This is a genomic window from Rhizobium sp. BR 314 (assembly GCF_047445805.1).
GTDB lineage: Bacteria > Pseudomonadota > Alphaproteobacteria > Rhizobiales > Rhizobiaceae > Rhizobium > Rhizobium lusitanum_B.
Genome location: NZ_JARWLA010000030.1, coordinates 59,618 through 86,257 on the forward strand (window position 1 = coordinate 59,618; position 26,640 = coordinate 86,257).

Consider the following 26,640-nt stretch of genomic DNA (forward strand, 5'->3'; position numbering starts at 1 on the left):
GCGGCGAGGCTAGGATGCCCTGCCGGCCCGGATTTGCGCGAAATAGTGGTCGGTCCCGACCTGCCCGCCCTTCAATGCGATCTGGAGGCCGTTGGTAGGCGCGTAGCTGCCATGGGCGGTGCAGAGTGGCGATCCCGGTGTTTGCGGCAACGGAAGAAGTGTCGTCAGCGCTTCGACACGGAGTTCTTTCAGAGCGTGGCTCGACGTGTCACCGCCGGCAATCACGGCGCGACCGAGGTTTTCCTGCTCGATCAATCGCCGCAGGATCGTCCCCAGCGCCTGACCGAGGAGGTGACGAGCGCCGGGTATGCGGTCGATGTCGCCGCCGCGATCGGCCGAGGGGCCGAGTGCCGTGTGAAGAATGACGCTGCGTCCAGTCTTCAGACTGGCCACGCCTGTCGCGACGGCTGCGTCCAGTGTCTGCACGGCACGCTCGCCGACAAGCGCCAACGGATCGAGATCTACGCTGTCGAAGCCTTCAGCCATGGCGTGACGGATTTGCCGCTCCGTCGTCGGTGACACGCTGCCGGAGACGACCGCTAGGCGATCGACCTCGCCCGGGGTTGCGAAATCAAGTTTCTCGCCGATTAGTCCTCCGGCGCGCCAAGCGTTGAGAAGGGCATATTCGACACCCGACGAGCCGGCGACTAAAGCGCTGCCTTTGCTCGCAAGACGCCAAAGCTGATGACCGGCTGCGGCCTGCGTTTCCGGACTGTCGACGTCAAGCAGCAGGATGGTTTCGCCGGCTGCCGCCAGTTGATCGATCCGCTCGTCGGCATCGGCCCCGCGGATCGTGATGAGGTCGGCCAGGCTGATCTGAAGAGATGTTTGCTTGCTCAGATGCACGACCAGATCCGCCTCATCCATCGGTGTGACGGGATGGCGGCTCATGACGGGATGCCGGTCGATCCGGAACACTCGGCCGTGATAGCCCGCAAAGAGGTGGCCGAAGGCGGTGTAGCGCTTCAGCTGGGGCGCCCCGACGATGACGGGCACGACGGATTGCGCGAAAAGTGCCTTGCTGATCTCGATCGCTTTGCCGATGCTCCCGACCCCGGGGCTGGAGTCGAAGGTCGAGCAGACCTTGTAGTGGCAGATGGCCGCATCAAGGCTCCGAAGCCATTTGAATTGGGGCGTCAGATGCTCGTCCATCCATTGCGGTGTTTCGCTGCGGCTGGTGCCGGCAATGCCGATGGCGCGGCAGTCCTTGAACCGCTCCAGCATGGCCTTGCTTGGAATGCCAAGGAAGAGGGCAGTCGGCACGCCATTGGAGGCAAGGGCCTCCATGACGTCAGTCGAGCCAGTAAAATCGTCGCCGTAATAGCTGAGAAGAAGTTTGGACATTGCTCTCAGGCGTCCTTGCCGTCACTGAATTTCGCAATCGAGGCGGCGAGTTCCGGATGGTTCCTGGCATAGTCGGCGAGCGGAATGTCGGATACCGCTGCCTGCCAGGCCTGCTGAATGGCGCGAACGCCGGCAGCAGGCCCGAAAGGATGGCTGACGATGCCGCCGCCGCAGAGATAGAGAAGATCCGTGGTTCTGCCTGTGCGCTGATAGGTCTCAGGCGCTTGGCCGCCCCATTGGCCGGAGCCTGCAACGGGAAGCGGGCAGTCGGATGGATCAAAGAGCGGCGTGCTGATGGCCTTGAAGGACTCGACGAAACTGTCGTCCGGCTCCCAGTATTTGACCCTGATGCCGTTGATCTGAAACTGATCGACGCCGAGAAGGCGCCAGAACTGCTGGTAGACCTTGAAATCCATGCCGGCGCCGGGATGGCGGGTCAGCACATCCCAGCCGTTGCGATGGGCATGCAGGACCAGTCCTGACCTCTTACGCAGGAAACTCATGCCACCGAAGCCGATCGAATTGATATTGACGACGGCGCAATTGCCGCCAGCCTTCAGCACCAGATCGTGATTGCGCATCATCTCATCAGGATCGGCATGCGAAATGCCGAAGGCATACATCACCTTCTTGCCCGTCTTCTGCTCGTGATCGAGGATTAAAGGCATGATGGCCTCGACGCGCTCCTTGAGCGGCGAGTACGCTGGGCTCATCAGCTTTTCGTCGTCCTTGATGAAATCGACGCCGGAGCTGATCAATTCGCCGACAAGCGCTGCCGTTTCCGCCGGCCGCAGGCCGAGCGCCGGCTTGACGATAGTGCCGATAATCGGCCGCCCATTGACGCCAGTGAGACGCAGACTGCCGGCAACGCCAAACTGCGGGCCGGGATGGGCGTCTCGGAAGGCCGCGGGTAGCGTCATGTCGACGATGCGGATGCCGGTCATGCCCTTGATCGAAAAGACGCGGCCGATCGCAATCGTCATGAGCGCGGAAAGGTCGGTCCCGATCGCATCCAGCGGAAAGGCGATGTCGACATCGGCCCTGTGGATAGGGCCTTCTCCATCGCGAAGTTCTGGCCAGGTTGGGTGCTTTTTATCGGGCAGGGGACGGATCGCCGTAACGCGGGCTGCCACGCGTGCCTTCAGCTCTTCCGTTTCGCCGGGAACGGCGACGAAGGTACCGGTCGACTGATCGCTGGCGATCTTACGGGCCATTGCCTCGAGGTTGCCCGGCGTTTCGATACGATAGGTGATGATGATGCTCATAAGAGACCGAATACTCCTTTGGCCGATGATTTTTCACATGGCGTCAACTGGTAATCTGGTATAATGAGTATTCCAATTTCCGCAATGGTTTTTTTGCCGGCATTTTGGAACAGCTTTCGAATGGGCTTCCGTCGCGGCATCAAAAATGCATAAGGGAGAGGAAGCTTTGAGAAAGCGGGGGGCCATGGGCGAGCCAGTTGAGCAAATCGTACGTCGAAAGCTATCGGATGAGGTATTTGACCGGCTTGAGCGGTTGATCACATCGGGAGAACTGAAGCCGGGCGACGAGATGCCGTCCGAGCGCGTTCTGATGGAACGCTTCGGCGTCGGACGCCCCGCCATTCGTGAGGCCATGCAGGCCCTTGCGAAGATGGGTCTCGTCAATATTTCGCATGGCGAGCGCGCGAAAGTCCTTCAACTCACGGCAAAATCGATTTTCCGACAGGTCGATCTGACAGCAAAGATCATGCTGTCGCAGTCGTCGGATTCACTCGAGCAGCTAAAGAGCGCACGCATTTTCTTCGAGCGCGGGATGGCGCGCGAGGCGGCGCTGCGGGCGACGCGCAAAGATGTCGATGAACTCCACGAGATTATCGAGCGGCAGCGTGCATCGCTTGGCGATGCCGACGGCTTCATTTCCGCTGATATGCAGTTTCACACGCGCATTGCCCAGATTTCCGGGAATCCGATTTTCACTGCCGTCAGCGAAGCCATGTTGGCGTGGCTGAAGACATATCATACGGACATGCTGATCTGGACTGGTAAGGAGAAGCTCACGCTGGTCGAGCATGAGGAAATCCTCGCGTGTCTGGCGGAAAACGATGCCGACGAGGCCGAACAGGCGATGCTGAAACATCTGGAGCGCTCGCGTTCGCTCTATTCAAAGTGATATCGGCCCCAGCCTGCTTTCGGGCAAGAAGGCGCACTCATGGATTCGCTCTTAAATAGGCGATGACGTCCTCAATCTCAGACGCGGTCCACAACCCACCGAAGCGCATGGTGGTGCCCGGGACCTTCGATTTCGGACCGTACAAATATTCGGCCAAGGTCTTCTCGTCCCAGGAAAGGCCATCGGCAGCCGCCTTCATCATCGCCTCCGAATACCGGTAGTTCGGAACTGCCGCCGCGCGGCGGCCGACGACACCCTTCAAAAACGGCCCAAAGCGATTGGTCTCGGAATCGACAGAATGGCATGACGCACAGAGCCGAAACACACGCGCTCCGTGGGCGATGTCTTCAGCCATTGCTGAAGACACAAACGCCAAAAAGGCCAGCCCGAGCAACATGTACCAGCCGCATCTCAACCAGTCTCGCCTCCGCTTCTGGGGTTTCAACAGCATCCAGATATTGACGAGCGATTTGAACCGATGTGGCTGTAAACCCGTCGCTGCACTTTGTTTGATCAACGAGCCTTCGCAGCCTCGACAAATGCGGCGATCTTATTGATGTCCTTGCGGAAGCCGCCCTCGGGCAAAGGCTTGTTGGTATGTGTGAGCGAGTCCACGGCCCATGGCTGCACGGCGGCGATCGCTGCTTTGACATTGTCGGGTCCAAGGCCGCCGGCAAGGATGACGGGCAGCTTGCTTCGCTTGACGATTTCCCGGCTCAGAGACCAGTCATGGGTGACGCCGGCGGCGCCGATGCCGTCGATATGAGCCGCAACGGAATCAAGAATGAAGGAATCGGAATAGGGTTCGAAGGCTGCAGCATGATCAAGTGCCTCCGGCCCCGTCATGGGAATAGCCTGCAGAATCTTCAGGCGGGGATATAGGGCGAGCAGCCTTTCGCGCAATTGCTGTACATGCCGCGGCGTTACCAGTCTGATGTCGCCGCAAAGGTGTAGGACGTCAGGACGCACGGCCGCAACCATATCGGCGATCAGATCGAGATCGCTTTCGACAGACAATGCAACACGCTCCGCCTTGCCTTTCAATGCATCGATGATCTGACGGGCTGTATTGAAACTGATTTCACCCGGCAGGCCGCGATTGGACGGCGTCACGCCAAGATAGTCGACGCCCGCCGCGGCCGCGGCCAGTGCTTCGGAAACGGTCTGCATCGTATAGATTTGAACTTTCACGGAACTACCTGCTTTAATGGCTAGATTGATTTTGGAAGTATGGCGTTGACCATGCGCTCTTCGGTGAGTTGGGCACGCTCGGTATTCCGGGCGACAAGAGCGGAATAGAGCGCATCGATGAGTGTCATCTGGGCAATCTGCGCCGCCATCGGCTCGCTGCCCTGCTCATGAGAGACGCTGACAAGGACCACATCCGCTAATCTTGCAAGCGGCGAGGCGCTGTTGCCGGTGATGCAAAGGGTCGCAGCGCCTCTGGCCTTGGCTTCCTGAAGGATAAGCACGGGGTCGCTGGTAATGCCGGAATAGGAGATGACCACGACCAGGTCTTCCGGCCCCAGAAGTGCCGAATGCATGATCTGCAATTGTGAATCGACCGGCGCATCGCATCGCAATCCAAGCCGGATGCAGCGCTGATAGAATGCCTGTGCGACGATACCGGAGCCGCCAACGCCGCCGACGAGGATATGTCGTGCGCCAGCGATCAGATCGAGCGCCTTCGTAAACGTCGCCTCGTTCAACACGCCTTGCGTATCGCTGATGGCCTGTGCGACGGCACGAAACAGGCGAGCGGCGGCCTGGAGATCACTGGCTTCGGGCTCGTTGCCGGCCCCATCCCGCGTATCGCGAGGTTCCTGCGCCAGCGCCAGTTTGAGATCCGTAAATCCCTCGAAACCGGCGGTGCGGCACATGCGCAGTACCGTCGTATCGCTAACATCGGTTGCCTGGGCGATCGCCGACATCGAATGGCGAATGGTGGCATCGACATTTTCCAGGACCCAAAGCGCTACGCGCCGTTCCGATTCCGATAATTTCGGCAGAACGCTTCGCAGCCGGCTGCTGGCTGAGTTCACTGGACCACGCAGGTCAACGGTCATGACGATTCTTTCGCTGGCGGACGCTGTCGATTCAAAAGCTAGCATGCTGATGTTGTGGTGTCACTATAGACAACATAATTTTGTTGTGGCATCACTGCATGACGTAGCGGAGGGGCTGCGTAGATTTTTGAGGAGGGTGAGGAGGATACAATGAAGCTGAAAAGTCTTCTCATGGGAGCGGCTCTAGTGCTCGGCGCAGTTCCAGCAATGGCCGGCCAGCTGACGTTCTGGCATGCTTATGCGGGCCAGCAGGACAAGGTCGATTTCATCAATTTCGCGCTCGGTGAATTCGCCAAGAAGCATTCGGACATCAAGCTGGATGTCGTTGCCGCAGAACAATCTGCCTACAAGACCAAGCTGAATACGGCGATGGCATCGGGCAATCCCCCTGACGTGTTTTACACCTTGCCTGGCGGCTTTTTGAACGCCTTCGTCAAGGGCGGGCAGATGTACGCGCTGGATCAGGATCTCGCCCAGAATGCCTGGCGCCAGAGCTTCCTCGAAAGTGCCATCGCTCAAACGAGCAAGGACGGTCATACCTATGCAGTGCCTGTCGACGTCGACTCCGTCGTCTTCTGGTATAACAAGGCGTTGTTTGCTCAAAAGGGCTGGGCGGTTCCCAAGACCGATGAAGAGCTGATGGCCTTGGCCGAAAAGATCAAGGCCGACGGCGAAGTGCCCTTTGCTCTCGGCAACAAGGATTCCTGGCCGGCTACTTTCTGGTTCCAGTATCTGGAAATGCGCCTGAAGGGCTCGGGCGTGGTGGCATCCTTCGTCAACGGCGATGCCAAGGCGACCTTTGGTCCCGAAGGTGAGAAGGCGTTCGAGAAGGTCGCAGAGATCGCCAAGAAGCAGTATTTCCCGACCGGCTTCAACGGCATGAGCGACCAGGAGGCCAACATGCTGTTCCTGAACGGCCAGGCCGCGATGATGCTGAATGGCACATGGCAGATCGGTGCCTCCGCCGATGCGCCCGAGGGCTTTGAACTTGCGTCCTTCGCCTTTCCCTCCGTTCAAGGCGGTGCGGGCGATCAATCCGATGTTCTTGCCGGCGTTGCAGCTTCCTTCGGAATCTCGCAGAAGGCCGAAGACAAGGCTGATGCCGTAACGCTCTTGAAGTTCCTCACCTCGAAAGAGGTGATGACCAAGTATGTCGAGCTGCGCAAGACGATGGTGACCGTCAAGGGCGCGACCACGGAAGCTGCTGCCGGTCCGGTGCTCTACGCCATCAGCAACGGCCTGGTCAGCGCGGCCGGCCATCTCGACTCCTTCTACGATACGGCCATGCCTCCGGCTGCGACCAACACCTATTATACGTCCTTGCAGGGTGTTCTCGATGGCTCCGTCGCGCCCGCAGATGCTGCAAAGCGTCTCGAGGACGCGCTGAAGACCAGCAAATAACGCTCGGTGTCCTCAAATCAAAGGGCCGCCGCATAAGCGGCGGCCTTAAGGCAAGTCCCAAAACCGGCAAGATTATGAGCACTGACGGCCTAGCAAAAACACACAATCGGGCGGCACTTCTGTTCCTTTCGCCAGCCCTATTGCTCATTTGCGTTTTCGTCGCCTATCCGGTCGCCTATGCCGGCTGGCTCTCGTTGTTCCAATGGGACGGCGCCTCGGCTCCGATTTTCGTCGGTGCCGGAAATATCCTGCGCCTTGCATTGGACTCAGTCTTCTGGTCGTCGCTTGGGCGCAATCTTCTCATTGCGTTGTCGGCGATTGTCTTTCAGGTGTTCCTGGCGCTGGCGATCGCCTATTGCCTCGTGCGCATTGTTCCCGCTTTCGGCCGCATCTTTCTGTTCTTCTATCTCGTGCCTGTCATGGTGAGCGAGATCTGCATCGGCCTTCTTTGGCGCTTCATGTACAATCCCTATTTTGGGCTGGTAAATGCCGCCTTCAAGCTCGCCGGTCTCGATAGCCTGAAGCGTGGATGGCTTGGCGAATCCGACACGGCTTTCACCGCTGTGGTCGTCGTCATGAGCTTTACCTATCTCGGCCTCTACGTACTGTTGTTCACCTCAGCGGTGCGCAGCGTGCCTGAAAGCGTCTACGAGGCGGCCGAGATTGACGGCGCCGGCGATTTCCGCAAGTTTTTCTCCATCACCATTCCTATGGTCTGGGATGCCGTCCGCGCCAATTCATTGCTTGCGATCATCGGCTCGCTCAAGACGTTTTCCCTGGTGTTCGTGTTGACCAATGGCGGTCCGAGCCACGCCAGCGAAGTGGTCTCCACCTACCTCTACAAGATGGGCTTCAGCAGCTTCCAGATGGGCTATGCGGCCACGATCGGCTTTGTGCAGATGGTGCTGACTGCGCTTGCCGCCTGGATCGTTTTCCGGTTCCTCAAGCGCAAGGGGGACGCATGACCACCGCTGTCCGCCGCTGGAGCCTCACGCACAGTATCGTGCTTGTCGTCCTGACGCTGCATGTGTTGCTGGTCATCTTTCCTTTCATCTGGATGATCTACAGCACCTTTAAGACCAACAAAGAATTCATGCGCTCAGTCTGGTCGCTGCCGACAAACTTGAATTTCGATGCCTATATCGGTGCCTGGAGCGGCGGCGCGCTTGGTGGCTATGCAGTCAATTCATTGATCATCATGGTCGGCGCGACATTGATTACGGTATTTGCCTCGACGCTTGCTGGCTATGCGCTGGCGATCTACCGACCGCGCTGGATGCCGGTGCTGGAGCTGTCGCTGACCGCTGCGATGGCGATCCCAGCCTATGTTGCGCTGGTCCCGCTCGTTGTCATGCTGCGTGGTGTCGGCCTGTTGGACACACATCTGGGTGTCATTCTCCCGACTGCCGCTTTCAACATACCCGTTTCAATCTTCATCATGCAGGCGTTCTTCAGCACGCTGCCGCGTGAGCTCTTCGACGCAAGTCGCGTCGACGGCGCGTCCGAATGGCGCATCTTCTACAAGATCGCGCTGCCGATTGCCCGACCGGCCATGTTCACGGCCGGCATCGTCAACATGATCTGGGTCTGGAACGATTTCCTGTTCCCGATGGTCTTCATCAACAACCCCTCTCGCAAGACGTTGCCCGTCGGCCTTACCGATTTCGTCGGAGAGCACATTACCAACTACCCGGTCATGCTTGCAGCGATCCTGATCGCCGCGGTGGCACCGCTCGTTCTCTTCATTTTCTTTGAACGCCAGATCACGGCCGCCCTCGTCGGAGGCGCCGTGAAAGAATGACCCACAGGTCCGATTTTCCAGGAGAAATGCCATGTCTTCCAAAAATCTCGATTTCGCCAGCCAAGCCGTCTTCTACGAGCCGGAAGAACATTCGCAATCGATCAGCTATCCGATCTATATGTCTGCGAATTTTCAGTATGGCGGCGACATTTACGACCAGATCGTGGCCGGCGCGCGCAAGGAAGTGAACATCTATTCCCGCTGCGGCAATCCCACCGAATACAAGCTTGAGGAGCACATAGCGAAGTTGACCGGCGGCACCGCCTGCCTTGCGACGGCCTCCGGTATGGCGGCGATCTCGCACGCGCTGTTCGGCATCCTGAAGGCCGGCGACCACATCGTCGCGGATCTGACGACCTATTCGAGCACGCATGAGTTTTTCGATCACCGCGCTCAGGACTTCGGCCTTAAGGTTACGCTTGTCGATTGCACGGACGTGCGTGCCGTCGAGAACGCGCTGACGGAGGAAACGAAAGTTCTCTATGTCGAGGCGATCGCCAATCCGACGATGAAGGTGCCGCCACTGCGTAAGCTGGTGGAACTCGCCCATAGCCGCGGCATCGTTGTGATCTGCGACAACACCTTTGCGTCGCCCGCGGTTTGCCGTCCGCATGATTTCGGCGTCGATGTCGTCGTCGAAAGCGCCACCAAGTTCATCGGCGGCCACAACGACGCTGTCGGTGGCGTCATTACCCTGAAATCCGAAATCCTGCCGAATGACTGGCTGGAAGATGTACGCTGGAACACGCTGAACAAGCTCGGCGCGCCACTTTCACCTTTCAATGCATGGCTCCTTTTGCGCGGTGCACAGACGCTGGCGCTGCGCCTTGAGAAGCAGTGCGCCAATGCGCTGGCACTTGCCAAGCATCTGGAAGCGCATCCGCGCGTCAAGCGCGTCTTCTATCCAGGCCTGCCGTCGCATCCGAACTATGCATCGGCAAGCGAGCAGCTGCGCGGCGGCGGCGCAATGCTGTCCTTCCAGGTGGATAACGAAGAAGCCGGCGTTCGCCTGCTCAAGCGACTGAAGCTCTGCTCCTTTGCAGCCAGCCTCGGTGGACTGCGCACCACCACGCAGGTTCCCGCCACCATGGCCTTCCTCGACATTCCAAGCCAGGAGCGCGAAGCTATGGGCGTGGTCGACGGTCTGGTGCGGTTCTCTGTTGGTATTGAGCATATCGACGACATCATCGCGGATGTCGATCAGGCCATCGAGCAAATGCTTATCGATCTTTGAGGCGAATGGAATGGCAGTGGTTGCCCTTTTGGGCGATATCAATATCGATCTCGTCCTCGACATTCCCGCCTATCCGGGCGAGGGCGGCGAGGCGATCGCGACCGGTCAGACGGTGGCGATCGGCGGCTCGGCGACGAACACGGCGATCGCGCTTGCACGCGCCGGGCACGAATGCCGCTTGATTGGGTGTGTCGGTCAGGATGCGTGGGGAAGGCAGGCGCTTTCCGAATTGCAGAAAGCCGGGGTCTCGACCCTTTGGATCGGCCAAGACCCGGCCGAGCCGACACAACTGAACGTGGTCGCTGTTAGCGCGACGGGCGAGCGTACCATGTTCGCCTATCGCGGCGCGAATGCGCAATTGTCGGACGATATGATAGATGAGGCAGCACTTGCCGGTGCGGCGCTGCTGCATCTGTCCGGCTACGCATTCCTGCAGCCGCGGCAGGCGGGAGCGGCGTTGCGCGCGATCGACATTGCCGAGCAGCGAGGGATACCGATCACACTTGATGTTCCAGGCGGCGTTGTTGCTGCTTTGGCAGATGCGCTCCGGCCGCTATTGTCGAAACTGGACACAATCCTGCTCGCCGATGGCGATCTGCCGCAGCTTCTGGGGCGGCCGAGAGATGCAACTCTGGACAGCCTGGTTGCCGCATTGTTGGAGCAGGGGGTTAAGCGGGTGGCGATCAAGGGGCATGGGACGGATTCCCTGCTGCGCCAGGCGAATACCGGCGATAGCGCCCCTTGGTTTCCTGTCGAGGTGGTCGACACGGTTGGCGCTGGCGATGCCTTTGCCGCCGGACACATTCATGGGCGCATAACTGGGCTTAGCGCCGCCTATTGTTGCCGACTTGCCAACGCCTTCGGCGCCGTTGCTGTGACCCGCAAGGGTGCGGGGCAGGCGATGCCTAGTCTGGATGAAGTCCTCAATCTGATGACCGGCGCTCGATAGTCCCGGAAAATTGGGGTCACAGGACGACAAAGGCGAAATGCTCTCGATCATACGGCATCCAACCCCGCACCGATGGCACGTTGCTTGCGGTGGTATCCCGAACCGCCAGTCAAGTGTTCGCCTGGCCCGCAGTCGCAATTCGACACCGAACTGCTGCGAGAACAGCTATCGCTTGACATGGATGCAGGCGAAAGCGATGCTACCAAGATGAGCAAAAACGTACTCGACGTGCTGTATCGTATGTGTCCCCTGGCAGGACATTAGCCCGTTCCCGGTCGCTGTCGCGCCCCGGGAGGCGGGAGCGACAGCGTTTTGTTCTTTTGCGCGACTCAACCACCAATAGATTTCATCCGCCAAGAGTTGAAACACTTGGCTACAGGAGAGTTCGCGTGAACGACACTGCAAATGCGGTCGGCAAGCCGCCCATCATTGTGAGAAGCGCCGACTATACAAGATTAATCGCTTTGGCGCAGGCTTCGATGGATAGAGAGTCTGTAGTCGGAGATGAGTTGATGGCTGAGCTGGAACGCGCGTCAGTCATGGTCGATGAGTCCGCGGTGCGTCAGACCGTCCAAATGGGGTCGACCGCAACTTACACGACCTCAAACGGCGAAGCCCGGACCGTCACCCTCGTTTATCCTGGCGAAGCAGACATCGAAGAGAACAAGGTCTCGATCCTCACCCCTATCGGGGTGGCGTTGCTGGGCTTATCGAAGGGCCAGACGATCAACTGGATTGCGCGCGACGGGCATGTCCGCATCCTGTCGATCATTGACGTTGCGCGCTGATTGCGCTCGACAGAGTTGTGAACGTCGAGTGCCGCGCGAAATGTCGACGCCTCGCGCTGCACTCTCCCAAAGCCACGTTATGCTCTACGTCGTTATGAGATGGTCTCTCGACTACAGCGCTATCCTGCTGCGGCCCGCATTTGCTTTCCCGCCCGTGTTCCGGCACTGTGCACCAGTGCGTTCACGAACCCTAGCGGTCATTCAAGCCAAGCCAAGTTCTTGGCTCGGAATCTGTCGCTGCGGGAATTTGCAATATTGGTTCCATCGGTTCTGATCCTTTCAAGAGCAATCGATTGCAGCTTCCGTAGGTAGTCTCAGGTCAACGATAGCGATCTCTATGCGCAAGTGAGATCTATCGACGAGCGTTCGACGCCGCTGGTCTACAGAGTTCCATCAGCGCCATCGACAACCCTATGTCTTCGTCGTGGGGGACGATGATCTTGCGCAAGTGGTTCGACGGGATGACCGCTTCGGCTCCCATACTGGTAATCGTTTCCTGCAAGACATTGCCGTCATAGGCTTTATCTGCCAGCACCGCACCGCCGCTCTGTCCCTCCAGAAGAGCCGGCGCTTGCGTGATGTCGCCCAGCTGACCGGCGACTACGATGAACCGCGGCGGTCGGCCAAGGGCATCGACCAGCATGTGGATCTTGGTGGTCAGTCCGCCTCAGGAACGCCCTAGCGCCTGACCTTTGGCCCCCCCTTTCCGGAGGGTGCTTGCTGACGGGCACGAACGATTGTGCTGTCGATCATCAGATACTGGTTGTTGCGGTCTGTATTCAGCGCCTCGAACACCCGTTCCCATATACCGGCATGACACCAACGCTGAAGCGTTTACGCACCGTCTTCCATTTGCCATAGCGTTCCGGCAGGTCGCACCAACGTGCGCCCGAGCGTAAAATCCACATACCATGTCTCGGTGTTCGAAGTCAGTTTGTTCACCTTCACACTTTGCAAGGTGCAAAATCCTATGTCTGTTTTCAAAATATCTGTCGCGGAACGCCTGATTCTGCGGCGGGGCGGCAGCCAGGCTATCAAGCCGAACAAAACTCGGAATTTTTGCGACAAGGCCACACCTACCACGGGATCGCACATTTGAAGGTCACGCACTTACGTCGTGACTCCGGGTACATCGTTCAGCGCATAGTAGACCGGCAGCCCCCGTTCTTGCGCCAATCGTACGTCGTTGTCGGCACCTTTCGACTGACCGGGTAAGTGCAGGACGGCATCGCAGAGCCGCAACAACCGTTGAGCCGCTGGATAGAAAATCTGGTCGTAAAGTTCATCACCGAGCACCTTTCCGCCTGCCGAACGCCAGGCGGGAAGGCAATCCATTCTCCGATCATGGGCACGTGCCCCGCTTGGATAGCGGCAATGGTACCTCTTCGAGACATTGAAGGTTAGCCATCATCTTCTCCGCGTCGTCTTCAGTCCCGGAACGGTAGGGACCTGCGATCTGAATCAGCATCGCTCGATTTCCATATTCGATGTTGATGATGGCATGAGCTTGAGGGCGGCGTACTGCAACAACATGATCGTCTTGCCGTCTCGGATTGCGCCGGAGTCGATCATCGCCAAAGCTTCATCAATCCTGACTTCAAGGATCGCGATATCTTCACCTTCTTCTTTATTCCCACCGCCCTGCGAAGCGCGGTCGGCGGGTTCATACTCTCCGACGAAGAAGTGAAGCCGTTCCGTCACCGAACCGGGACTCATGAAGGCATCGAAGACCTGCCGCACCTCGCGCACCCGGAAGCCTGTTTCTTCCTCCGTTTCCGCACGAATACGGATTTCGGGTTCTGCATTGTCGAGAAGCCCTGCCGGGGTCTCGATTAGAAGATCGTCGTATCCGTTGACAAAGGCTGGATAGCGGAATTGGCGGGTAAGGATCACCGTGCGCCGATGAGGGTCGTAGAGAAGGATGGTCGCCCCGTTTCCCCGATCGTAAGTTTCTCGCGACTGCTCCTGCCAGCTCCCGTCAGCCCGTTGGAACGAGAAAGTTGTTTTCCTTAGGACGTACCAATCGTCGGAGAGAATGGTGACGTTCTCCACGCGGATGCGATGGGCAATACTCATGATGGACCTCGAACACACACGAACGGGGCACCGGCCCGCGCTCTGGATATGCACAACAATTCGTGCAATAACGTGCAGAGTCAAGAATTTTCATGCATTCGAGTAGAACATATGCTGACAACGGAACGTAAGGCGCTCATTCAACGGGTGCTGCGCCGGGATGGCCGCCTGATAGCCAAGGCATTCAGTCAGCAACTGGGCGTCTCGGAGGACACGATCCGTCGCGATCTGCGTGAACTCGCCGGTGAAGGTCTGCTGCAAAGGGTGCATGGAGGTGCTCTGCCCGCTTCGCCGGCTGTTGCGGATTTTGCATCACGCGAGGCCGCTGGGTCGTCTGCCAAGGCCACGCTCGGCGGGATCGCGGCTCGCTTGATCCAGCAGGGACAGATTGTGTTCCTTGATGGCGGCACGACAAACGTGCAACTGGCGCGCCAACTACCCTACGATCTCAAAGCCACCATCATCACGCATAGTCCGAGCATTGCGGTCGAGCTGGCGCGCCACCCGCTGGTGGACGTGGAAATGATCGGGGGACGAATCTTCAAGCATTCGATCGTCACGGTCGGGTCCACCAGCGCCGAGGCGATTTTGCGCGTCCGTGCTGATGCCTACTTCATGGGAGTGACTGGCCTTCACCCCGAAACGGGTGCGACCACCGGCGATGGGGAAGAAGCCGCCATCAAACGGTTGATCGCACACCAGTCGGCGGAAACAATCGTCTTGGCGACACGTGAAAAGCTCGGGGCGGCGTCGCCTTACAGCATCATGCCTCTGACAGAGATCGCAACGCTGGTCACGGAGGCCGGACTTGCCGCGGAGTTGCTGCAACCCTTCCAATCTGCATCCATCAACATCGTAGAAGGCTGAAGGGCGATATCACGTTGTTTCACTGAAGCGGGATCGGGCGTTTGTCGGTGAGGTCAGGCAACTGCGCCTGTCACGGCCTTCCGCTGTGCCATCGCGCGGATCCGATGAATATGAATGGTCAGGGCGTCGGGAGCGGAGAAGGAAACCTCGGGCAAAAATTTGGACAGGTTCATCCCACGTCCGCAGCCAGATCGAGGCAGCCTTCCGACGCATCGTCACCATTGGGTAGCCAATCCCAGGACAAGAGTTTGAGCAACCGTCGAGTATTACCGGCGCTCTGACCCATCCTGACCGTGACACAATGCTATGCGCTGCCCGCGAAGCGGGTGGCGTTTTGAAGTGCGTCTCAAAACTTGATGTTGGTCATAAGAGTATTTCCGACCGCCAATGGAAGTCACAACCTGGTCCAGATACCCGATGTCCTTTCGGGACGGCTTCTTTCTGCGCAGTTGCTTGGCATATGCCGCACCGACTTTGCGACCCCAGCGGCGGATGCTTTCGTAAGACACGACAATGCCGCGTTCCAGCAGCATTTCCTCCACCAAGCGCAGGCTCAGCGGGAAACGGAAATATAGCCACACTGCATGGGCAACCACCTGTGGAGGAAAACGGTGGTTCTTGTACCTGACGTTCGATGGGTTCATCGAGATGGCTTAACCATCAACCGCTAAGCCACAAACAACGAGACATCGCCGGGCCGGATCCACGGGAAAGTCCGAAGTGCACCGTCAAACCGGGGGACATTTATGTTCCCTTATGCCGCGTTCGGCATAATGCAGAGCGTTTTTAGCTTGGCGTCGCCAGTATCGACGTTGCGGGCGCACCGAGGCCTCCGGCGACGGTGAGCTAAAAACGTGTTGGGCTAAGCCGCGGGTGCGCGCGATCCTATGGGGATTGAATGATACCCCTCGAACGCAAACGCATTGTTGGGCGGTGTCGACGCGGCGGTTGCCGGGCCGCAGGGGACGAAAGCAGCCTGGATGCGGGTTCGATAAGGGCGGCGATTAGTGCTGTAGCCTCCCGTGAGTGAGGACACAACTCCGTGAGCCCGACTTCCAATTGCTGAAGCATCGTGCCAATACTGCCCTATGACTTTCTTCGGAAGCGCCCACCGCCTTTTGTTGCTCGTCGCCATGCTCGCGGTCATCATCGGCCCGATGAGCATCGGGTTGGCAGGTAGCGCCATGGCCTCTTCGGGTGCTGTGACGATGGAAGATATGGCCAGCGCCATGCCCGGAATGCAGATGGCGGAAGATATGCCCTGCTGTCCTGACGAGCAGCCTGTCAAGCCGGATTGCGCCAGGGGATGCCCGCTCGCCCTGGTCTGCACGACATCGATCTTCGGGCACGCACCTGACAGCCATGCCTGGTCTTTCTCAATCTCGTGGCAGTCGCATCGCTACGATCTTTTGCCGGCGTCGCAACGGATGTCGGCACTCGTCGAGCCGCCGGCCCGACCTCCGAAAGCCTGATCTCCAGCCATTTTTGAACATGCCTGCGGATAATGCAGGGGGGCGTGCACGCGTCCACGCTGATCCAATGGCGATCAATTTGACCCGAGGACGTGATCAAGACATCCGTCCCGATGAGATCGAATATCATGAACAAGACTTCTTTTTCCGTGGGAGCGATGCTCCTTTCCGGCGTGCTGATCGCCGGCTCCGCCACCGTGACCCTTGCAGCCTCGCAGGGTTACGAATTCCAGCCTGTCTCGACCGATGTGAAACAAGGCCAGGGATCGCTGGTCTCGGTGCGCCTGATCGACAAGCGGACGGGCAAGCCCGTTCCCGATGCCGTGATCTTCACCACCCGCATGGACATGGCTCCCGAGGGCATGGAGATGATGACGACCCCCGTCGAGGCCGCGACCTCGTCGGAGCCTGGCGTCTACGCCTTTAAGACGGACTTCACCATGGCGGGCGGCTGGCGCTTCAAGCTCGCCGCGAAGGTTCAGGGCGAACCTGATACAGTCCAGGGCGAACTCGTCCTGAAGGCAGCACCTTGAACACGCCATCCCGTGTGGCAGCCACGCTCTCCCTCGCCGTATTGCTCGGCGGGGGAGGCTATTGGGCTGGCACGAACAATCTTGGCGCGCGGCTCGGCCTGAATGTGTTCGAGCCTGCTCTCGCGACGCCCAAAGCCTCCGTGGCCACCCCGACGGGGGCGATCATCTATTACCGCCATCCGGACGGACAGCCGCAGTTCTCAGCAACGCCGAAGAATGCCGCGGATGGCCGACCGTTTATCGCCGTCAGGGAAAGCGAGGATGTCAGCTTCAGCGACGCCGCTGCGAAACCGGACAAGACGGCGGATGTAGCCAAAACAGGTGCGAAGCTGGCGGATCGTAAGATCCTCTACTACCGAAACCCGATGGGTCTCTCCGACACATCCAAGGTCCCGAAGAAGGATTCCATGGGCATGGACTATATCCCTGTCTTCGACGATGATCAGGGCGACGCCTCGATCGTCAAAGTCTCGCCCGGCAAGCTGCAGCGCACGGGCGTGAAGACGGCCATCGCGGAAATGGCGAGCATCAGCCGTAGAATCCAGGTGCCGGGGACCGTAACTCTGGACGAGCGTCTCGTCAGCATCATCTCGATGCGAACGGATTCGTTTGTTGACGACGTTGCCGACGTTACGACGGGCGGCCGCATCCGCAAGGGCGACAAGCTCTTCCGCTTCTATTCGAGGGAGATCGCGACCGCAGCGTCGGAGTATGCCGCCGGCAGGGGCGATGTGCGCATTAATGGCAACGCCGGTTCGGCGCTGCGCCTGAAAAATCTCGGCGTGCCACAGGAGGTGATCGACACCATTGCGGATAGCCGTCAGGTGCCGACGAGCATCACCTACGTCGCCCCGCGCGACGGTATCGTCCTTGAACGCATGGCGACGACAGGCATGATGGCGAAGCCCGGCGACGTGCTGTTCCGCATCGCCGATATCTCCAACGTCTGGGTGATGGCCGACGTGCCGGAATACGATCTGGCTTCGGTCAAAAGTGGGGCCGAGGTCAACGTTACCATCAGAAGCCTCCCTGGCAGGATGTTCAAGGGTGTGGTCGATCTGATCTATTCCGAAGTCGACATGCAGACGCGCACGACGAAGGTCCGTATCGAACTCCCCAATCCCGACGGCGTGCTGCTTTCCAACATGTATGCCGACGTCGAAATCGAGGCGGGTGCGCCGAATCCTGTCGTCGCCGTCCCCAGCAGCGCCGTCGTCGACACCGGCGATCGCCAGGTGGTCTTCATCGATAAAGGTGATGGGAAGTTCGAACCTAAGGACGTCAAGCTTGGCGTTCGCGGCGAGAACCAGACGGAGATCGCAGAGGGTGTCGTCGCGGGAGACAGGGTTGTGGTGGCCGCCAACTTCCTGCTGGATGCCGAAAGCAACCTGAACTCCGCGCTCAGCGCGATGACATCGGAGGAGGCCAAGCCATGATCTCACGCGTCATCTCCTGGTCCGCCCATAATCTTGTCCTGATCTTCGTCGGCACGGCCTTCGCCATCGCCGGCGGCGTTTACGCGCTGCGATCCCTGCCGCTCGACGCCATTCCCGATCTCTCCGACATCCAGGTCATCGTCTACACCGAATATCCCGGCCAGGCTCCGCAGGTGGTCGAGGATCAGGTGACCTACCCACTGACGACATCGATGCTGACGGTGCCGAAGTCGAAGGTCGTGCGCGGTTTCTCCTTCTTCGGCGTTTCTTTCGTCTACGTCATCTTCGAGGAGGGCACCGATCCCTACTGGGCGCGAAGCCGCGTCCTTGAATATCTGAACGCCGCACAGAGCCGTTTGCCACAGGGTATCACGCCGACACTCGGCCCCGATGCAACGGGCGTGGGCTGGGTCTATCAATATGCTGTTGTCGCCAAGCAACTGTCGCTTGCCGAACTGCGGTCGCTTCAGGACTGGGTGGTGCGGTTCGCCGTGTCCAAGGCCGAAGGCGTGTCCGAGGTCGCGAGTGTGGGAGGCTTCGTCAAGCAGTATTCCGTCGTCGTCGATCCAGCGCGGATCAAGGCCCAGGGTGTCTCGCTCAACGACGTGGCTAACGCCGTTCGCGCCAGCAACACCGACGCTGGCGGCCGCACGATCGAGCTCTCCGAGTTCGAGTTCATGGTGCGTGGCCGCGGCTACCTGAAGGGTATCCCTGATATCGAGAGCATCGTCCTGAAAAGCCAGAATGGCGCACCGCTGAAGCTCAGCGACGTCGCGAGAGTGGAACTCGTGCCGGACGAGCGGCGTGGTATCACCGAGCTGAACGGCGAAGGCGAGGTCGCAAGCGGCATTGTACTGCAGCGCTTCGGAGCCAATGCGCTGACTGTGATCGACAATGCCAAGGCGAGCCTCGACGCCGTCAAAAGCAGCCTTCCCGCAGGAACCGAGATCGTCCCTGTCTACGACCGCTCAACGCTGATCGAGGCGGCAATCGAGACCTTGAAAGGCACGTTGGTCGAGGAATCCATCGTCGTCGCCCTGGTGACGATCGCTTTCCTTCTGCATGTGCGTAGCGCGCTGGTCGCCATCATCATGCTTCCCGTCGGCATCCTGATCGCCTTCATCACCATGAAGCTTCTCAGTATTGGCGCAAACATCATGAGCCTCGGCGGCATTGCCATCGCGATCGGCGCGATGATCGACGCGGCCATCGTCATGATCGAGAATGCCCACAAGCATCTCGAGCGAGCGCCGCCGGACAAGCCCCGCATCGACATCCTGGTCGAGGCGGCGAGCGAGGTCGGTCCGGCGCTGTTCTTCAGCCTGCTGATCATCACCGTATCGTTCCTGCCGATCTTCACGCTGGAATCGCAGGAAGGCCGCCTGTTCGGCCCACTCGCCTTCACCAAGACCTTCTCGATGGCGGCGGCCGCCCTGCTGTCAGTGACGCTGGTACCCGCCCTGATGGTCCTCTTTGTTCGGGGCTACATTGTTCCCGAGCACAAGAACCCTCTCAATCGGTCCCTGATCTGGATCTACCACCCCGTCATTGCTGGCGTGTTGCGGGTGAAGACGCTGACCATTCTGGCAGCGCTCGTGATCCTTGGAGTTACCATCTGGCCCGTGCAGCATATCGGTAGCGAGTTCATGCCCAATCTCGACGAGGGCACGCTGATGTATATGCCCACCACCCTGCCGGGCATATCGGTCACCAAGGCGGCCGAACTGATGCAGACGCAGGACCGGATCATCAAGTCCTTCCCCGAAGTGCAGAGCGTCTTCGGAAAGGCCGGCCGCGCGCTGACCGCCACCGACCCGGCGCCGACCGAGATGTTCGAGACGATCATCACCCTGAAGCCGAAGTCGGAATGGCGGCCGGGTGTTACCACTGAGAGCCTCAAACAGGAGATGGATGCCGCCCTGCAATTCCCCGGCGTCTCCAACGCCTGGACGATGCCGATCCGTGCGCGCATCGACATGTTGTCGACCGGGATCAGGACGCCTGTCGGGGTCAAGGTCTATGGCACCGACCTCGGCGAGATGGAGAAGATCGCCCGGCAGATCGAAAGCGTGCTGAAGACGATTCCAGGCACTTCCAGCGCCTACGCGGAGCGGGTGATCGGCGGCTACTATCTCGACATCATACCAGACCGGACGGCGCTCGGCCGCTACGGTCTGACCATCAAAGACGTTCAGGACGTCGTCGGCATGGCGCTGGGCTCCGAGGTCGTGACCCAGACGGTCGAAGGACGGGAACGCTATGGCGTGGCCATGAGATACCCGCGGGCATCGCGAAGCGATCCGCAATCCATCGCCAGGGACGTGCAGATATCCCTGCCCGGCGGCGGAACTATTCCTCTCGGCGAGGTCGCGGACATCAAGCTGACGCGCGGAGCGACGACGATCCGCACCGAAAACGGCCAGCTTGCCGTCTACATCTACGTCGATATCGCCAATCGCGATCTCGGCGGCTACGTCGCCGAAGCCCAACAGGCGGTCGCCAAGAGCGTGACGATGCCTCCAGGCTATTCTGTCGCCTGGAGCGGCCAGTTCGAATATCTCGAACGGGCCGAAGCGCGGCTTGCTGTCGTCGTTCCCCTGACGCTGGCGCTGATCTTCCTGCTGCTCTACCTGAACTTCAAGGCGCTGACCGAGACTGTTATCGTCATGCTGTCCCTACCGTTTGCGCTGGTTGGCGGCATCTGGCTGATGTGGTGGATGGGTTTCAACGCGTCCGTAGCGGTCGCCGTCGGCTTCATCGCTCTTGCGGGCGTCGCGGCGGAAACCGGTGTGATCATGTTGATTTACCTCGACCATGCGATGAAGGAGCGGCGCGAGGCCTGTGAGAAGGAGGGCCGGGCCTTCTCGAAGTTAGACCTTAATCGGTCGATAATGGTCGGCGCGGTCGAGCGCGTCCGGCCGAAGATGATGACCGTGGTTGCCATCATGGCGGGGCTTGTGCCCATCCTCTGGAGAACTGGTACCGGATCGGAGATCATGCAGCGGATCGCCGTGCCGATGATCGGTGGCATGGTGTCGTCGACGCTGCTGACGCTGATCGTGATTCCTGCTGTCTATGGCCTGATCAAGGGATGGCGACTGCCTGCAACATCCACTGCAGACTACTCGATCCTTGAGGCCGAGAGGAGGAATCTCGAAGCCGCCGAATAAATGAATGAATGCTGAAGGAAATTCATCTGATCTGAAAACAATGGTATTCGGATTGAAGGCGTTTCCTTCAGCACGACGGCCAATGCCGCCACACCTTCACTGCCGAGATCAGCCGGCACCGTAAACTTAACGTCCGTTAGGGGACAGCTGGTGCTCCTGCTCGGCTTTCCAATTATATCCGAGCGATTTCAGCCCACATGCCCATGGCGACGGCGCGCAGTTCGCGGTGGTGGCTGGCGGACATGTCGTGGCGAGGGATATGGAATAGGTTGGCAATCGGATCGTGAATGGAGACGAAGCGCTGCAACTGTCGCCGTGACTTGAAGCGCTTCGTGATCCGCTCTCGCTGTCGCACTGGCTGATGGGAGTTCTCCGCCCGGTTGTTGAAACCCTTGTGAGATCGATGCTCGACGCTCGGCATGATCTCTCGTCTTGCGGCGTCATGGGATCGGATCTTGGCGGTCACCGTCGAGCGTGGCAAACGGCCTTAGCCCCTTAGCCGCTTACGCATCAGGCGTTTGGCTGCCTTGGCGTTGCGGCGGCTTTGTACCAGCACCTCCAGCACAAATCCGTCCTGATCAACGGCGCGCCACAGCCAATGCTTCTCGCCTCGGATCGAAATGACGGCCTCGTCGAGATGCCATTTATCGCCGAGCCGGCCGCACGAACGTTGACGGATCTGGTTGGCGAAGGTGCGGCCGAATTTCTCTACCCACAGCCGGATCGTTTGATGCGAAACGATGATCCCTCGCGTCGCCAGCATGTCCTCGACCATACGCAGGCTGAGCGGAAACCGGAAATACAGCCACACGGTATGGGCGATGATTTCGGCGGGAAAACGATGCCGGCGGCAAAGAGGATCTCGGTCAATCATGGCCGAGCATCCCACATTCAAGTCCATGCTTCGTTGAGTTGACGATGCCCGTTCACATTATTGAGTTTTCGCGGCCCCAGCTCTGATTTCGTTCACCAGTGTGAGCGTATCCAATCGGTCGAGCAACCTTGCTGCTTTCTCCTCCCCCAGCAAATGGGGAGCAACCGACGGCCATGTCTCGAGCGCACGAATAACGGCAGTTCTGACTTCGTGAAGGATTAGTTTGGGATCAAGTCGCAGGAAGCTTGCGACGCGCTCAAAACGATGAAGATTAACGGTTTCGAAATTGTGCGTTTTGACAAAGCGGAGCGCCATTCCATCAGCCGGTTGAAAAAGGACTGTGGGCACGATATCGTACGCGGGCGAAAGCCGGATGACCCCTGGCCTCGGGAACCAGAACGACCAGTTCTTGAGATGATTGTCTCCATTGCCAAGCAATACGTCGGCGACGACGCGGCGAATGGTTTCCAGGATGTCGTCTCGATGATCGGTGCTGAAGCGACGAACCATGTTGATGACCGTTTCGGTCGTCGCCATCGTATATTTCCGCTCGCCAATCGCGCCGATGACCTGGCCGGCATCCTCGATGTGAATTCTTCCGCCGTCTTCTGTCCGGTCAAACCGATCGACGACCAACACATTCTCTCCGTGGGCGAGCAGCTCGGACGGTACGTCGCTTACCGCATCACGCGATACGAGCCGGCATCTAGCGGTCCTGACGCCAATCATCGCGGCCATTCGCATTCCCGCATATTCTGCCTCCGGAAGACCGGGAAACCGGTCGGTTGCAATTTTTATGATGCAACGGCCGGACTCACCACGAGCAGGCGCCGTGAGGCGGCCGCCGACGGGATTGCCGGTGAACTTCAGTTGGACGCCGGCGAGCGAGAACTTAACGGTGCCCTTTGGTAGCGTCGCCTTAAATCCCTGTACCCTGTCGAGATCAAGGGGACCAGCTGAAGACGGCACACCGGTTTCTGGGACAACGAAGATCGCTCCCGGCAAGTCTGCGCCGAGCCTGGTCAGAACGTCAAATTCGTCGTGATCGCCAGGCCCCATTTCCGACATCACCAGTTCCCTTAAGGCACCTTCCGGCAGTAGGCCTGAAAACCACGGTGGCAAGGTGCCATACAGTCCAATTTTATCCCCACGGCTTGCGAGCCGATCGCGGGTCTTGCTCTCATCTTCCGGATCATACCATCCGAGACTGAGGATCGGACGGGTGGGATCCCGCAGAAAGCTTTCTGCCACCACGAAAGACACGGCGCCATCTCCGTCGCGTGTCATGGTTCCTGCCCTGATGGTGCCACGCATCTGATCAAGGATGTAAACGCCGAGAACAGCCGCTGCTTTTGCCATTATCTCTCCTCAGAATCGCTATCATCGAGATCGATGAATAGGTCATCAAACGCAGAGGATGGTTTTGCCGAATGCTGGGGTGGCAGATCGTGTTCGATGAAGGGCCGCAGTTCCGAGACGCGCGATTTCGGGACTAGAAGAGGTACAAGATCAAGAGCGTCACAAAGCTCCACAAAAAGGGTGAGCCGGTCCCGTCCAAGGCGGTTGGTCGCCAGATCGCGTTCCAGTTCCGATATGCGCGCGCGGTTGCGTCCAACCCGTGCGGCAAGATCAGGCTGGTTCAGACCGCGCCGACGCCGCGCTGCAAGCAGCTGTTGACCGAGAAAGTTGAAGATCGTTGAGTTCATGCGGTATTCCGATCCAATGCACACCAACGAGCGGGATTCCGCACGAACTCTTTTTTACCGGAATGAGCGGAATTCCGCAACAATTGTTTATCTAGAGCGGGATTCCGATGGGGCGCCGGCACCTCCACCGTTTTCAGGAATAAACTCGATGCCAGCGGCATCGAACGCTACACGGATGGTATCCAATATCGCGGCATCCTCGGGACAATTAGTTTCAAACCACCTCTCGGATGGCAACGTCCTGCTCCTAAGAGAAATGATCGTCGCCTGATAGGTGGCCCTCATTTTCGCTTTCTTTCCGGCGCTGGGTTTCTCGCCGCACTAGCTCCCGCGCGACTGCTTCCCTGATGAAAGTCGCAATCTGGTAATTGCCTACCAGTGCCTCAATCCGGCTCGTGGTCTCGGGGGAAAGACGGATCTTGATATCTTTCACATTGAGCGGCAGTCGTCCCATAGAATGCTTTTGCCTCCATAGTTGCCATATAAACGACGCCACTTATCGACGGTGCATGCTTATACACGGACGTCCCCCGTCAGATTGAAAATCGCAGCCTGCCCCCTTGCGCAAAGCACGCATGACCTCAAAGCGCCCGACGCCCCAGCGTCTTGGCAGGAGAACGGTCACTGACCTTCTTTTGATCTTGGCCAGTCCCTTTCCGGAGTGTCTTGCGTCGGATTTAGCGCTGCCGGCGCAGCACCTTCGGCCGCGAGTCTTGCGCCCCAAGCGACGGCCCATTCGTCAAGCGGCATGATGAGGCGAACCAACGCCTTCCCTTCTTCGCTCAAGCTATAGCCGCCAGTGTGATGGACTACGATGGCAGCGGCCCGCAGTTCCTTGAGGCGTGTGTTTAGGAGGCTCGGATTTGTTTCGGCGACTGCTTGCAGTTCCCGAAACGTTAGAGGCTGTCCGGCGTGAGCGAGCTCCCACAAAATGCGCAGGCTCATGCGCCGCCCCAGTAGATCGAGAAGCGCCATGGTTGGGTGTCCGGTTCGCGACCCGCGTACGGGCTGGCCGGGTTTGGGAAATTTCATGCTATACTTTCCGTAGCGTCCGAGTTACATCTTTGCTCGGAAAACGATAGCAGAAGGACGCGCAAAATGGTACCTCACATAGAGCCGGCCGGGACACCCACACAGGAAGATGCAATGCCTCGGGCACCGGGTTTGCCTTCACCCCCTGCGGCTGTTGACACTTTGGGGAAAGGTGTCGGCATAAAAGCCCACGCAGTGGCTGTGCCGTTCGAAAGCGTGCTAGCTCCGCTTTATGGGGGCGCGGACTTGCTGGATGCGTACGCGGTTCGCCTGCCGGCGGGAGTTGACTACGATCTTGAAGTGCTGGCGCGCGCTGGATTCGAGCGGCAGGCGTGGTGGGTTCGCGCGCTGACCCGCGTGCGGGATGCGATTATGGCGCCAGTCGGCGTCAAATCGTCTCGCGCGGTCGGTTTTGCTGCTGCGGCGCGAGGTCCGGTGATCGGCTTCTTTCCGCTGCTGTCGAAGAATGCAGGGGAGTTGGTGATGGGCGAAGACGATCGGCATCTCGATTTCCGGCTCGCAATCCTGCTGCGTGCGGACACGGCGGGCGGCCGGGAGCTAGTCGTGGTGACGGTGGTGCATTGCCATAACTGGCTGGGACGGATGTACCTGGCGGTGATTGCGCCGTTCCACCGGGTTATCGCGCCGGCGAGTCTGGAGCAGGCAGCAAGGGCGATATAGGCTAGATCGGGTCGCGGGGAAGCGGAGAATGGCGCGATTTCCCCGTCGCCTTGTCGTGCTTGATTTGGTGGTACCACTTTGCGGAGCGACAGCAAGGTGTAGGCCGTTGCCCGAACGAACGCCGAGACGAATCCCTGCAGAATTAGAGTCCGTTCTGAAAATCAGGGATGTGCGTCTCTGCGGATGAGATTGCCGTCTATGGCGGAATACATCCTGTTGTGATCACGGCATTCAAGAGGGCTGTTTCATGGATAGAGGTTGTTTCGGGCATGCTCCGGATGCGCCTCGTGTCGGAGATCCTGATGGCACTCGTTAGGCCACCCGGGAGCGAGGGGTTTCACGAGCTCCAGCGAAACGCGAACTGCGAAATCAATGGAGATGATCCGGACTGGTTCAAAAAATTGACAGCGCGAATGGCAGATGTGCGGAAGACGGTAAAATGTTCGCCGCCGATCTGCGTCGTAAGGAATTTGCTGCGGGCATGGCGGGCGCCGGTGTCGTCGACCGTGATATAGGAGGACGACACCAAGCCGGCATGCAGCACCGCCGCATCCTTGGCGACAAACCCATCCAGCCCTTTGGCAAGAGGGCGCACGACCCGACGCTTCGACGCGATCATTGCGAGCGATGACGCTGCGATCTCGATGCAGACATCGTTCGACAACGTCGTTAACCGCCCGGTCGTTACTTGGCCCTGCGCATGCAGCATCAGCAAAGCCGTCTAAGGTTCGGGCCATATCCTACATTGCTTCACCCTACACGTGACGTATTGATCAGATGGCTGGGATTGGGGGCTTGAGTGGTAGCGGGTTGGCAGTCACCCGAGTGAGTACTTGATGCATCGGCTCAGCGTTCCGATCAGCGGCCAGAAAGCTCAATGCTTAGTACATTTTTCGCAATTTCTCTCAGAACCCCTATTGACGGCGGCGTGGTGCATTCTCTATAAGCCCGATCACTGACGAGGGCGGCGGCGCTGCTGGCGACGACGACCTTCGCTCTAGTGTTTCCTGGATTGGCTGCGATGCTGATTGGTGGTTCTGGGCTTTCGGGTTCGGG

General features: G+C 59.0%; 26 protein-coding genes and 3 pseudogenes. 13 read left to right on the forward strand and 16 right to left on the reverse strand.

Annotated features, from left to right (window positions below; translation table 11 throughout):
- Positions 1–9: 9 nt before the first annotated feature.
- Both QD461_RS27585 and oiaX read right to left on the reverse strand, forming a co-directional pair.
- Positions 10–1,344 (reverse strand): four-carbon acid sugar kinase family protein, encoded by a 1,335-nt coding sequence (locus QD461_RS27585; protein ID WP_414090436.1) that lies wholly within the window; start codon positions 1,342–1,344, stop codon positions 10–12.
- A 5-nt stretch (positions 1,345–1,349) separates the two neighbouring features.
- Positions 1,350–2,609, reverse strand: coding sequence for a 3-oxo-isoapionate-4-phosphate decarboxylase OiaX (gene oiaX / locus QD461_RS27590; RefSeq protein WP_414090437.1), 1,260 nt, complete (start codon positions 2,607–2,609; stop codon positions 1,350–1,352).
- Between the two features lie 184 nt (positions 2,610–2,793).
- On the opposite strand from oiaX, the gene QD461_RS27595 reads away from it, so the two are divergent.
- Complete coding sequence (locus QD461_RS27595) at positions 2,794–3,498, forward strand: transcriptional regulator NanR (RefSeq protein ID WP_414090462.1); 705 nt, start codon at positions 2,794–2,796, stop codon at positions 3,496–3,498.
- Positions 3,499–3,535: 37 nt separating this feature from the next.
- On the opposite strand, the gene QD461_RS27600 is transcribed toward QD461_RS27595, so the two are convergent.
- The 3 genes from QD461_RS27600 to QD461_RS27610 are packed head-to-tail and all read right to left on the reverse strand — an operon-like array spanning position 3,536 to position 5,564.
- Complete coding sequence (locus tag QD461_RS27600; RefSeq protein ID WP_414090438.1) at positions 3,536–4,015, reverse strand: c-type cytochrome; 480 nt, start codon at positions 4,013–4,015, stop codon at positions 3,536–3,538.
- Positions 4,012–4,689, reverse strand: coding sequence for a phosphoribosylanthranilate isomerase (locus QD461_RS27605; protein ID WP_414090439.1), 678 nt, complete (start codon positions 4,687–4,689; stop codon positions 4,012–4,014). Before QD461_RS27605 ends, QD461_RS27600 begins: the two co-directional genes overlap by 4 nt.
- A 20-nt stretch (positions 4,690–4,709) precedes the next feature.
- The gene (locus QD461_RS27610; RefSeq protein ID WP_414090440.1) at positions 4,710–5,564 is read right to left on the reverse strand and encodes a MurR/RpiR family transcriptional regulator; all 855 of its coding nucleotides are present in this window, start codon (positions 5,562–5,564) and stop codon (positions 4,710–4,712) included.
- A 150-nt stretch (positions 5,565–5,714) separates the two neighbouring features.
- On the opposite strand from QD461_RS27610, the gene QD461_RS27615 reads away from it, so the two are divergent.
- The 6 genes from QD461_RS27615 to rnk all read left to right on the forward strand — a co-directional run bounded on the left by QD461_RS27615 (position 5,715) and on the right by rnk (position 11,737).
- Positions 5,715–6,965 carry an ABC transporter substrate-binding protein gene (locus QD461_RS27615; RefSeq protein WP_414090441.1) on the forward strand — a complete coding sequence of 417 codons (1,251 nt, stop codon included), beginning with the start codon at positions 5,715–5,717 and terminating at the stop codon, positions 6,963–6,965.
- A gap of 74 nt (positions 6,966–7,039) precedes the next feature.
- A complete protein-coding gene (locus QD461_RS27620) occupies positions 7,040–7,930 on the forward strand; it encodes a carbohydrate ABC transporter permease (protein WP_414090442.1) in 891 nt (296 codons plus the stop codon).
- On the forward strand, positions 7,927–8,766 hold the full coding sequence (locus QD461_RS27625; RefSeq protein WP_414090443.1) for a carbohydrate ABC transporter permease: 840 nt from the start codon (positions 7,927–7,929) through the stop codon (positions 8,764–8,766). The genes QD461_RS27620 and QD461_RS27625 overlap by 4 nt, the downstream gene beginning before the upstream one ends.
- A 31-nt stretch (positions 8,767–8,797) precedes the next feature.
- Entirely contained in the window at positions 8,798–10,000 is a 1,203-nt protein-coding gene (locus tag QD461_RS27630; protein ID WP_414090444.1) for a trans-sulfuration enzyme family protein, read from the forward strand.
- Between the two features lie 10 nt (positions 10,001–10,010).
- Positions 10,011–10,949 carry a carbohydrate kinase family protein gene (locus tag QD461_RS27635; RefSeq protein ID WP_414090445.1) on the forward strand — a complete coding sequence of 313 codons (939 nt, stop codon included), beginning with the start codon at positions 10,011–10,013 and terminating at the stop codon, positions 10,947–10,949.
- A gap of 389 nt (positions 10,950–11,338) precedes the next feature.
- Positions 11,339–11,737: a nucleoside diphosphate kinase regulator gene (rnk, locus tag QD461_RS27640; RefSeq protein WP_414090446.1), complete on the forward strand. Its 399-nt coding sequence runs from the start codon at positions 11,339–11,341 to the stop codon at positions 11,735–11,737.
- A 352-nt stretch (positions 11,738–12,089) separates the two neighbouring features.
- Here the strand turns inward: rnk and QD461_RS27645 are convergent, their stop codons facing one another.
- The 4 genes and pseudogenes from QD461_RS27645 to QD461_RS27660 all read right to left on the reverse strand — a co-directional run bounded on the left by QD461_RS27645 (position 12,090) and on the right by QD461_RS27660 (position 13,813).
- Positions 12,090–12,380 carry a transposase gene (locus tag QD461_RS27645; protein ID WP_414090447.1) on the reverse strand — a complete coding sequence of 97 codons (291 nt, stop codon included), beginning with the start codon at positions 12,378–12,380 and terminating at the stop codon, positions 12,090–12,092.
- A 136-nt stretch (positions 12,381–12,516) separates the two neighbouring features.
- Positions 12,517–12,645: a transposase gene (locus QD461_RS27650; RefSeq protein WP_414090448.1), complete on the reverse strand. Its 129-nt coding sequence runs from the start codon at positions 12,643–12,645 to the stop codon at positions 12,517–12,519.
- Positions 12,646–12,847: 202 nt separating this feature from the next.
- A pseudogene (locus QD461_RS27655) lies at positions 12,848–13,205 on the reverse strand (DUF4406 domain-containing protein).
- Entirely contained in the window at positions 13,199–13,813 is a 615-nt protein-coding gene (locus QD461_RS27660; RefSeq protein WP_414090449.1) for an NUDIX domain-containing protein, read from the reverse strand. The pseudogene QD461_RS27655 and the gene QD461_RS27660 overlap by 7 nt, the downstream one beginning before the upstream one ends.
- 111 nt (positions 13,814–13,924) lie before the next feature.
- Here QD461_RS27660 and QD461_RS27665 point away from each other — a divergent pair, with 111 nt between their 5' ends.
- Positions 13,925–14,680 carry a DeoR/GlpR family DNA-binding transcription regulator gene (locus QD461_RS27665; protein ID WP_414090463.1) on the forward strand — a complete coding sequence of 252 codons (756 nt, stop codon included), beginning with the start codon at positions 13,925–13,927 and terminating at the stop codon, positions 14,678–14,680.
- A 371-nt stretch (positions 14,681–15,051) separates the two neighbouring features.
- Here QD461_RS27665 and QD461_RS27670 read toward each other — a convergent pair.
- Positions 15,052–15,324 (reverse strand): annotated as a pseudogene (locus QD461_RS27670) (IS6 family transposase); the annotation flags it as partial.
- Positions 15,325–15,768: 444 nt separating this feature from the next.
- Between QD461_RS27670 and QD461_RS27675 the strand changes: the two are divergent.
- The 4 genes from QD461_RS27675 to QD461_RS27690 all read left to right on the forward strand — a co-directional run bounded on the left by QD461_RS27675 (position 15,769) and on the right by QD461_RS27690 (position 21,291).
- A complete protein-coding gene (locus QD461_RS27675) occupies positions 15,769–16,152 on the forward strand; it encodes a hypothetical protein (RefSeq protein WP_414090450.1) in 384 nt (127 codons plus the stop codon).
- A 113-nt stretch (positions 16,153–16,265) separates the two neighbouring features.
- Positions 16,266–16,685 carry a FixH family protein gene (locus tag QD461_RS27680; protein WP_414090451.1) on the forward strand — a complete coding sequence of 140 codons (420 nt, stop codon included), beginning with the start codon at positions 16,266–16,268 and terminating at the stop codon, positions 16,683–16,685.
- A complete protein-coding gene (locus tag QD461_RS27685; protein WP_414090452.1) occupies positions 16,682–18,121 on the forward strand; it encodes an efflux RND transporter periplasmic adaptor subunit in 1,440 nt (479 codons plus the stop codon). Before QD461_RS27680 ends, QD461_RS27685 begins: the two co-directional genes overlap by 4 nt.
- Positions 18,118–21,291: an efflux RND transporter permease subunit gene (locus QD461_RS27690; protein ID WP_414090453.1), complete on the forward strand. Its 3,174-nt coding sequence runs from the start codon at positions 18,118–18,120 to the stop codon at positions 21,289–21,291. Before QD461_RS27685 ends, QD461_RS27690 begins: the two co-directional genes overlap by 4 nt.
- A gap of 172 nt (positions 21,292–21,463) precedes the next feature.
- On the opposite strand, the pseudogene QD461_RS27695 reads toward QD461_RS27690, so the two are convergent.
- The 4 genes and pseudogenes from QD461_RS27695 to QD461_RS27710 form a co-directional block, all read right to left on the reverse strand.
- Positions 21,464–22,165: pseudogene (locus QD461_RS27695) on the reverse strand (IS6 family transposase).
- Between the two features lie 57 nt (positions 22,166–22,222).
- A complete protein-coding gene (locus tag QD461_RS27700; protein ID WP_414090454.1) occupies positions 22,223–23,524 on the reverse strand; it encodes a type II toxin-antitoxin system HipA family toxin in 1,302 nt (433 codons plus the stop codon).
- The gene (locus tag QD461_RS27705; RefSeq protein WP_414090455.1) at positions 23,524–23,871 is read right to left on the reverse strand and encodes an XRE family transcriptional regulator; all 348 of its coding nucleotides are present in this window, start codon (positions 23,869–23,871) and stop codon (positions 23,524–23,526) included. Before QD461_RS27705 ends, QD461_RS27700 begins: the two co-directional genes overlap by 1 nt.
- A gap of 621 nt (positions 23,872–24,492) precedes the next feature.
- Complete coding sequence (locus QD461_RS27710; protein ID WP_414090456.1) at positions 24,493–24,903, reverse strand: winged helix-turn-helix transcriptional regulator; 411 nt, start codon at positions 24,901–24,903, stop codon at positions 24,493–24,495.
- 216 nt (positions 24,904–25,119) lie between these two features.
- Here QD461_RS27710 and QD461_RS27715 point away from each other — a divergent pair, with 216 nt between their 5' ends.
- The gene (locus QD461_RS27715; protein ID WP_414090464.1) at positions 25,120–25,584 is read left to right on the forward strand and encodes a DUF2867 domain-containing protein; all 465 of its coding nucleotides are present in this window, start codon (positions 25,120–25,122) and stop codon (positions 25,582–25,584) included.
- A 337-nt stretch (positions 25,585–25,921) separates the two neighbouring features.
- On the opposite strand, the gene QD461_RS27720 is transcribed toward QD461_RS27715, so the two are convergent.
- Both QD461_RS27720 and QD461_RS27725 read right to left on the reverse strand, forming a co-directional pair.
- Positions 25,922–26,293 carry a hypothetical protein gene (locus tag QD461_RS27720; RefSeq protein WP_414090457.1) on the reverse strand — a complete coding sequence of 124 codons (372 nt, stop codon included), beginning with the start codon at positions 26,291–26,293 and terminating at the stop codon, positions 25,922–25,924.
- Between the two features lie 149 nt (positions 26,294–26,442).
- Positions 26,443–26,640 (reverse strand): hypothetical protein (locus tag QD461_RS27725; protein WP_414090458.1); only part of this gene is annotated, 198 nt, incomplete at its 5' end.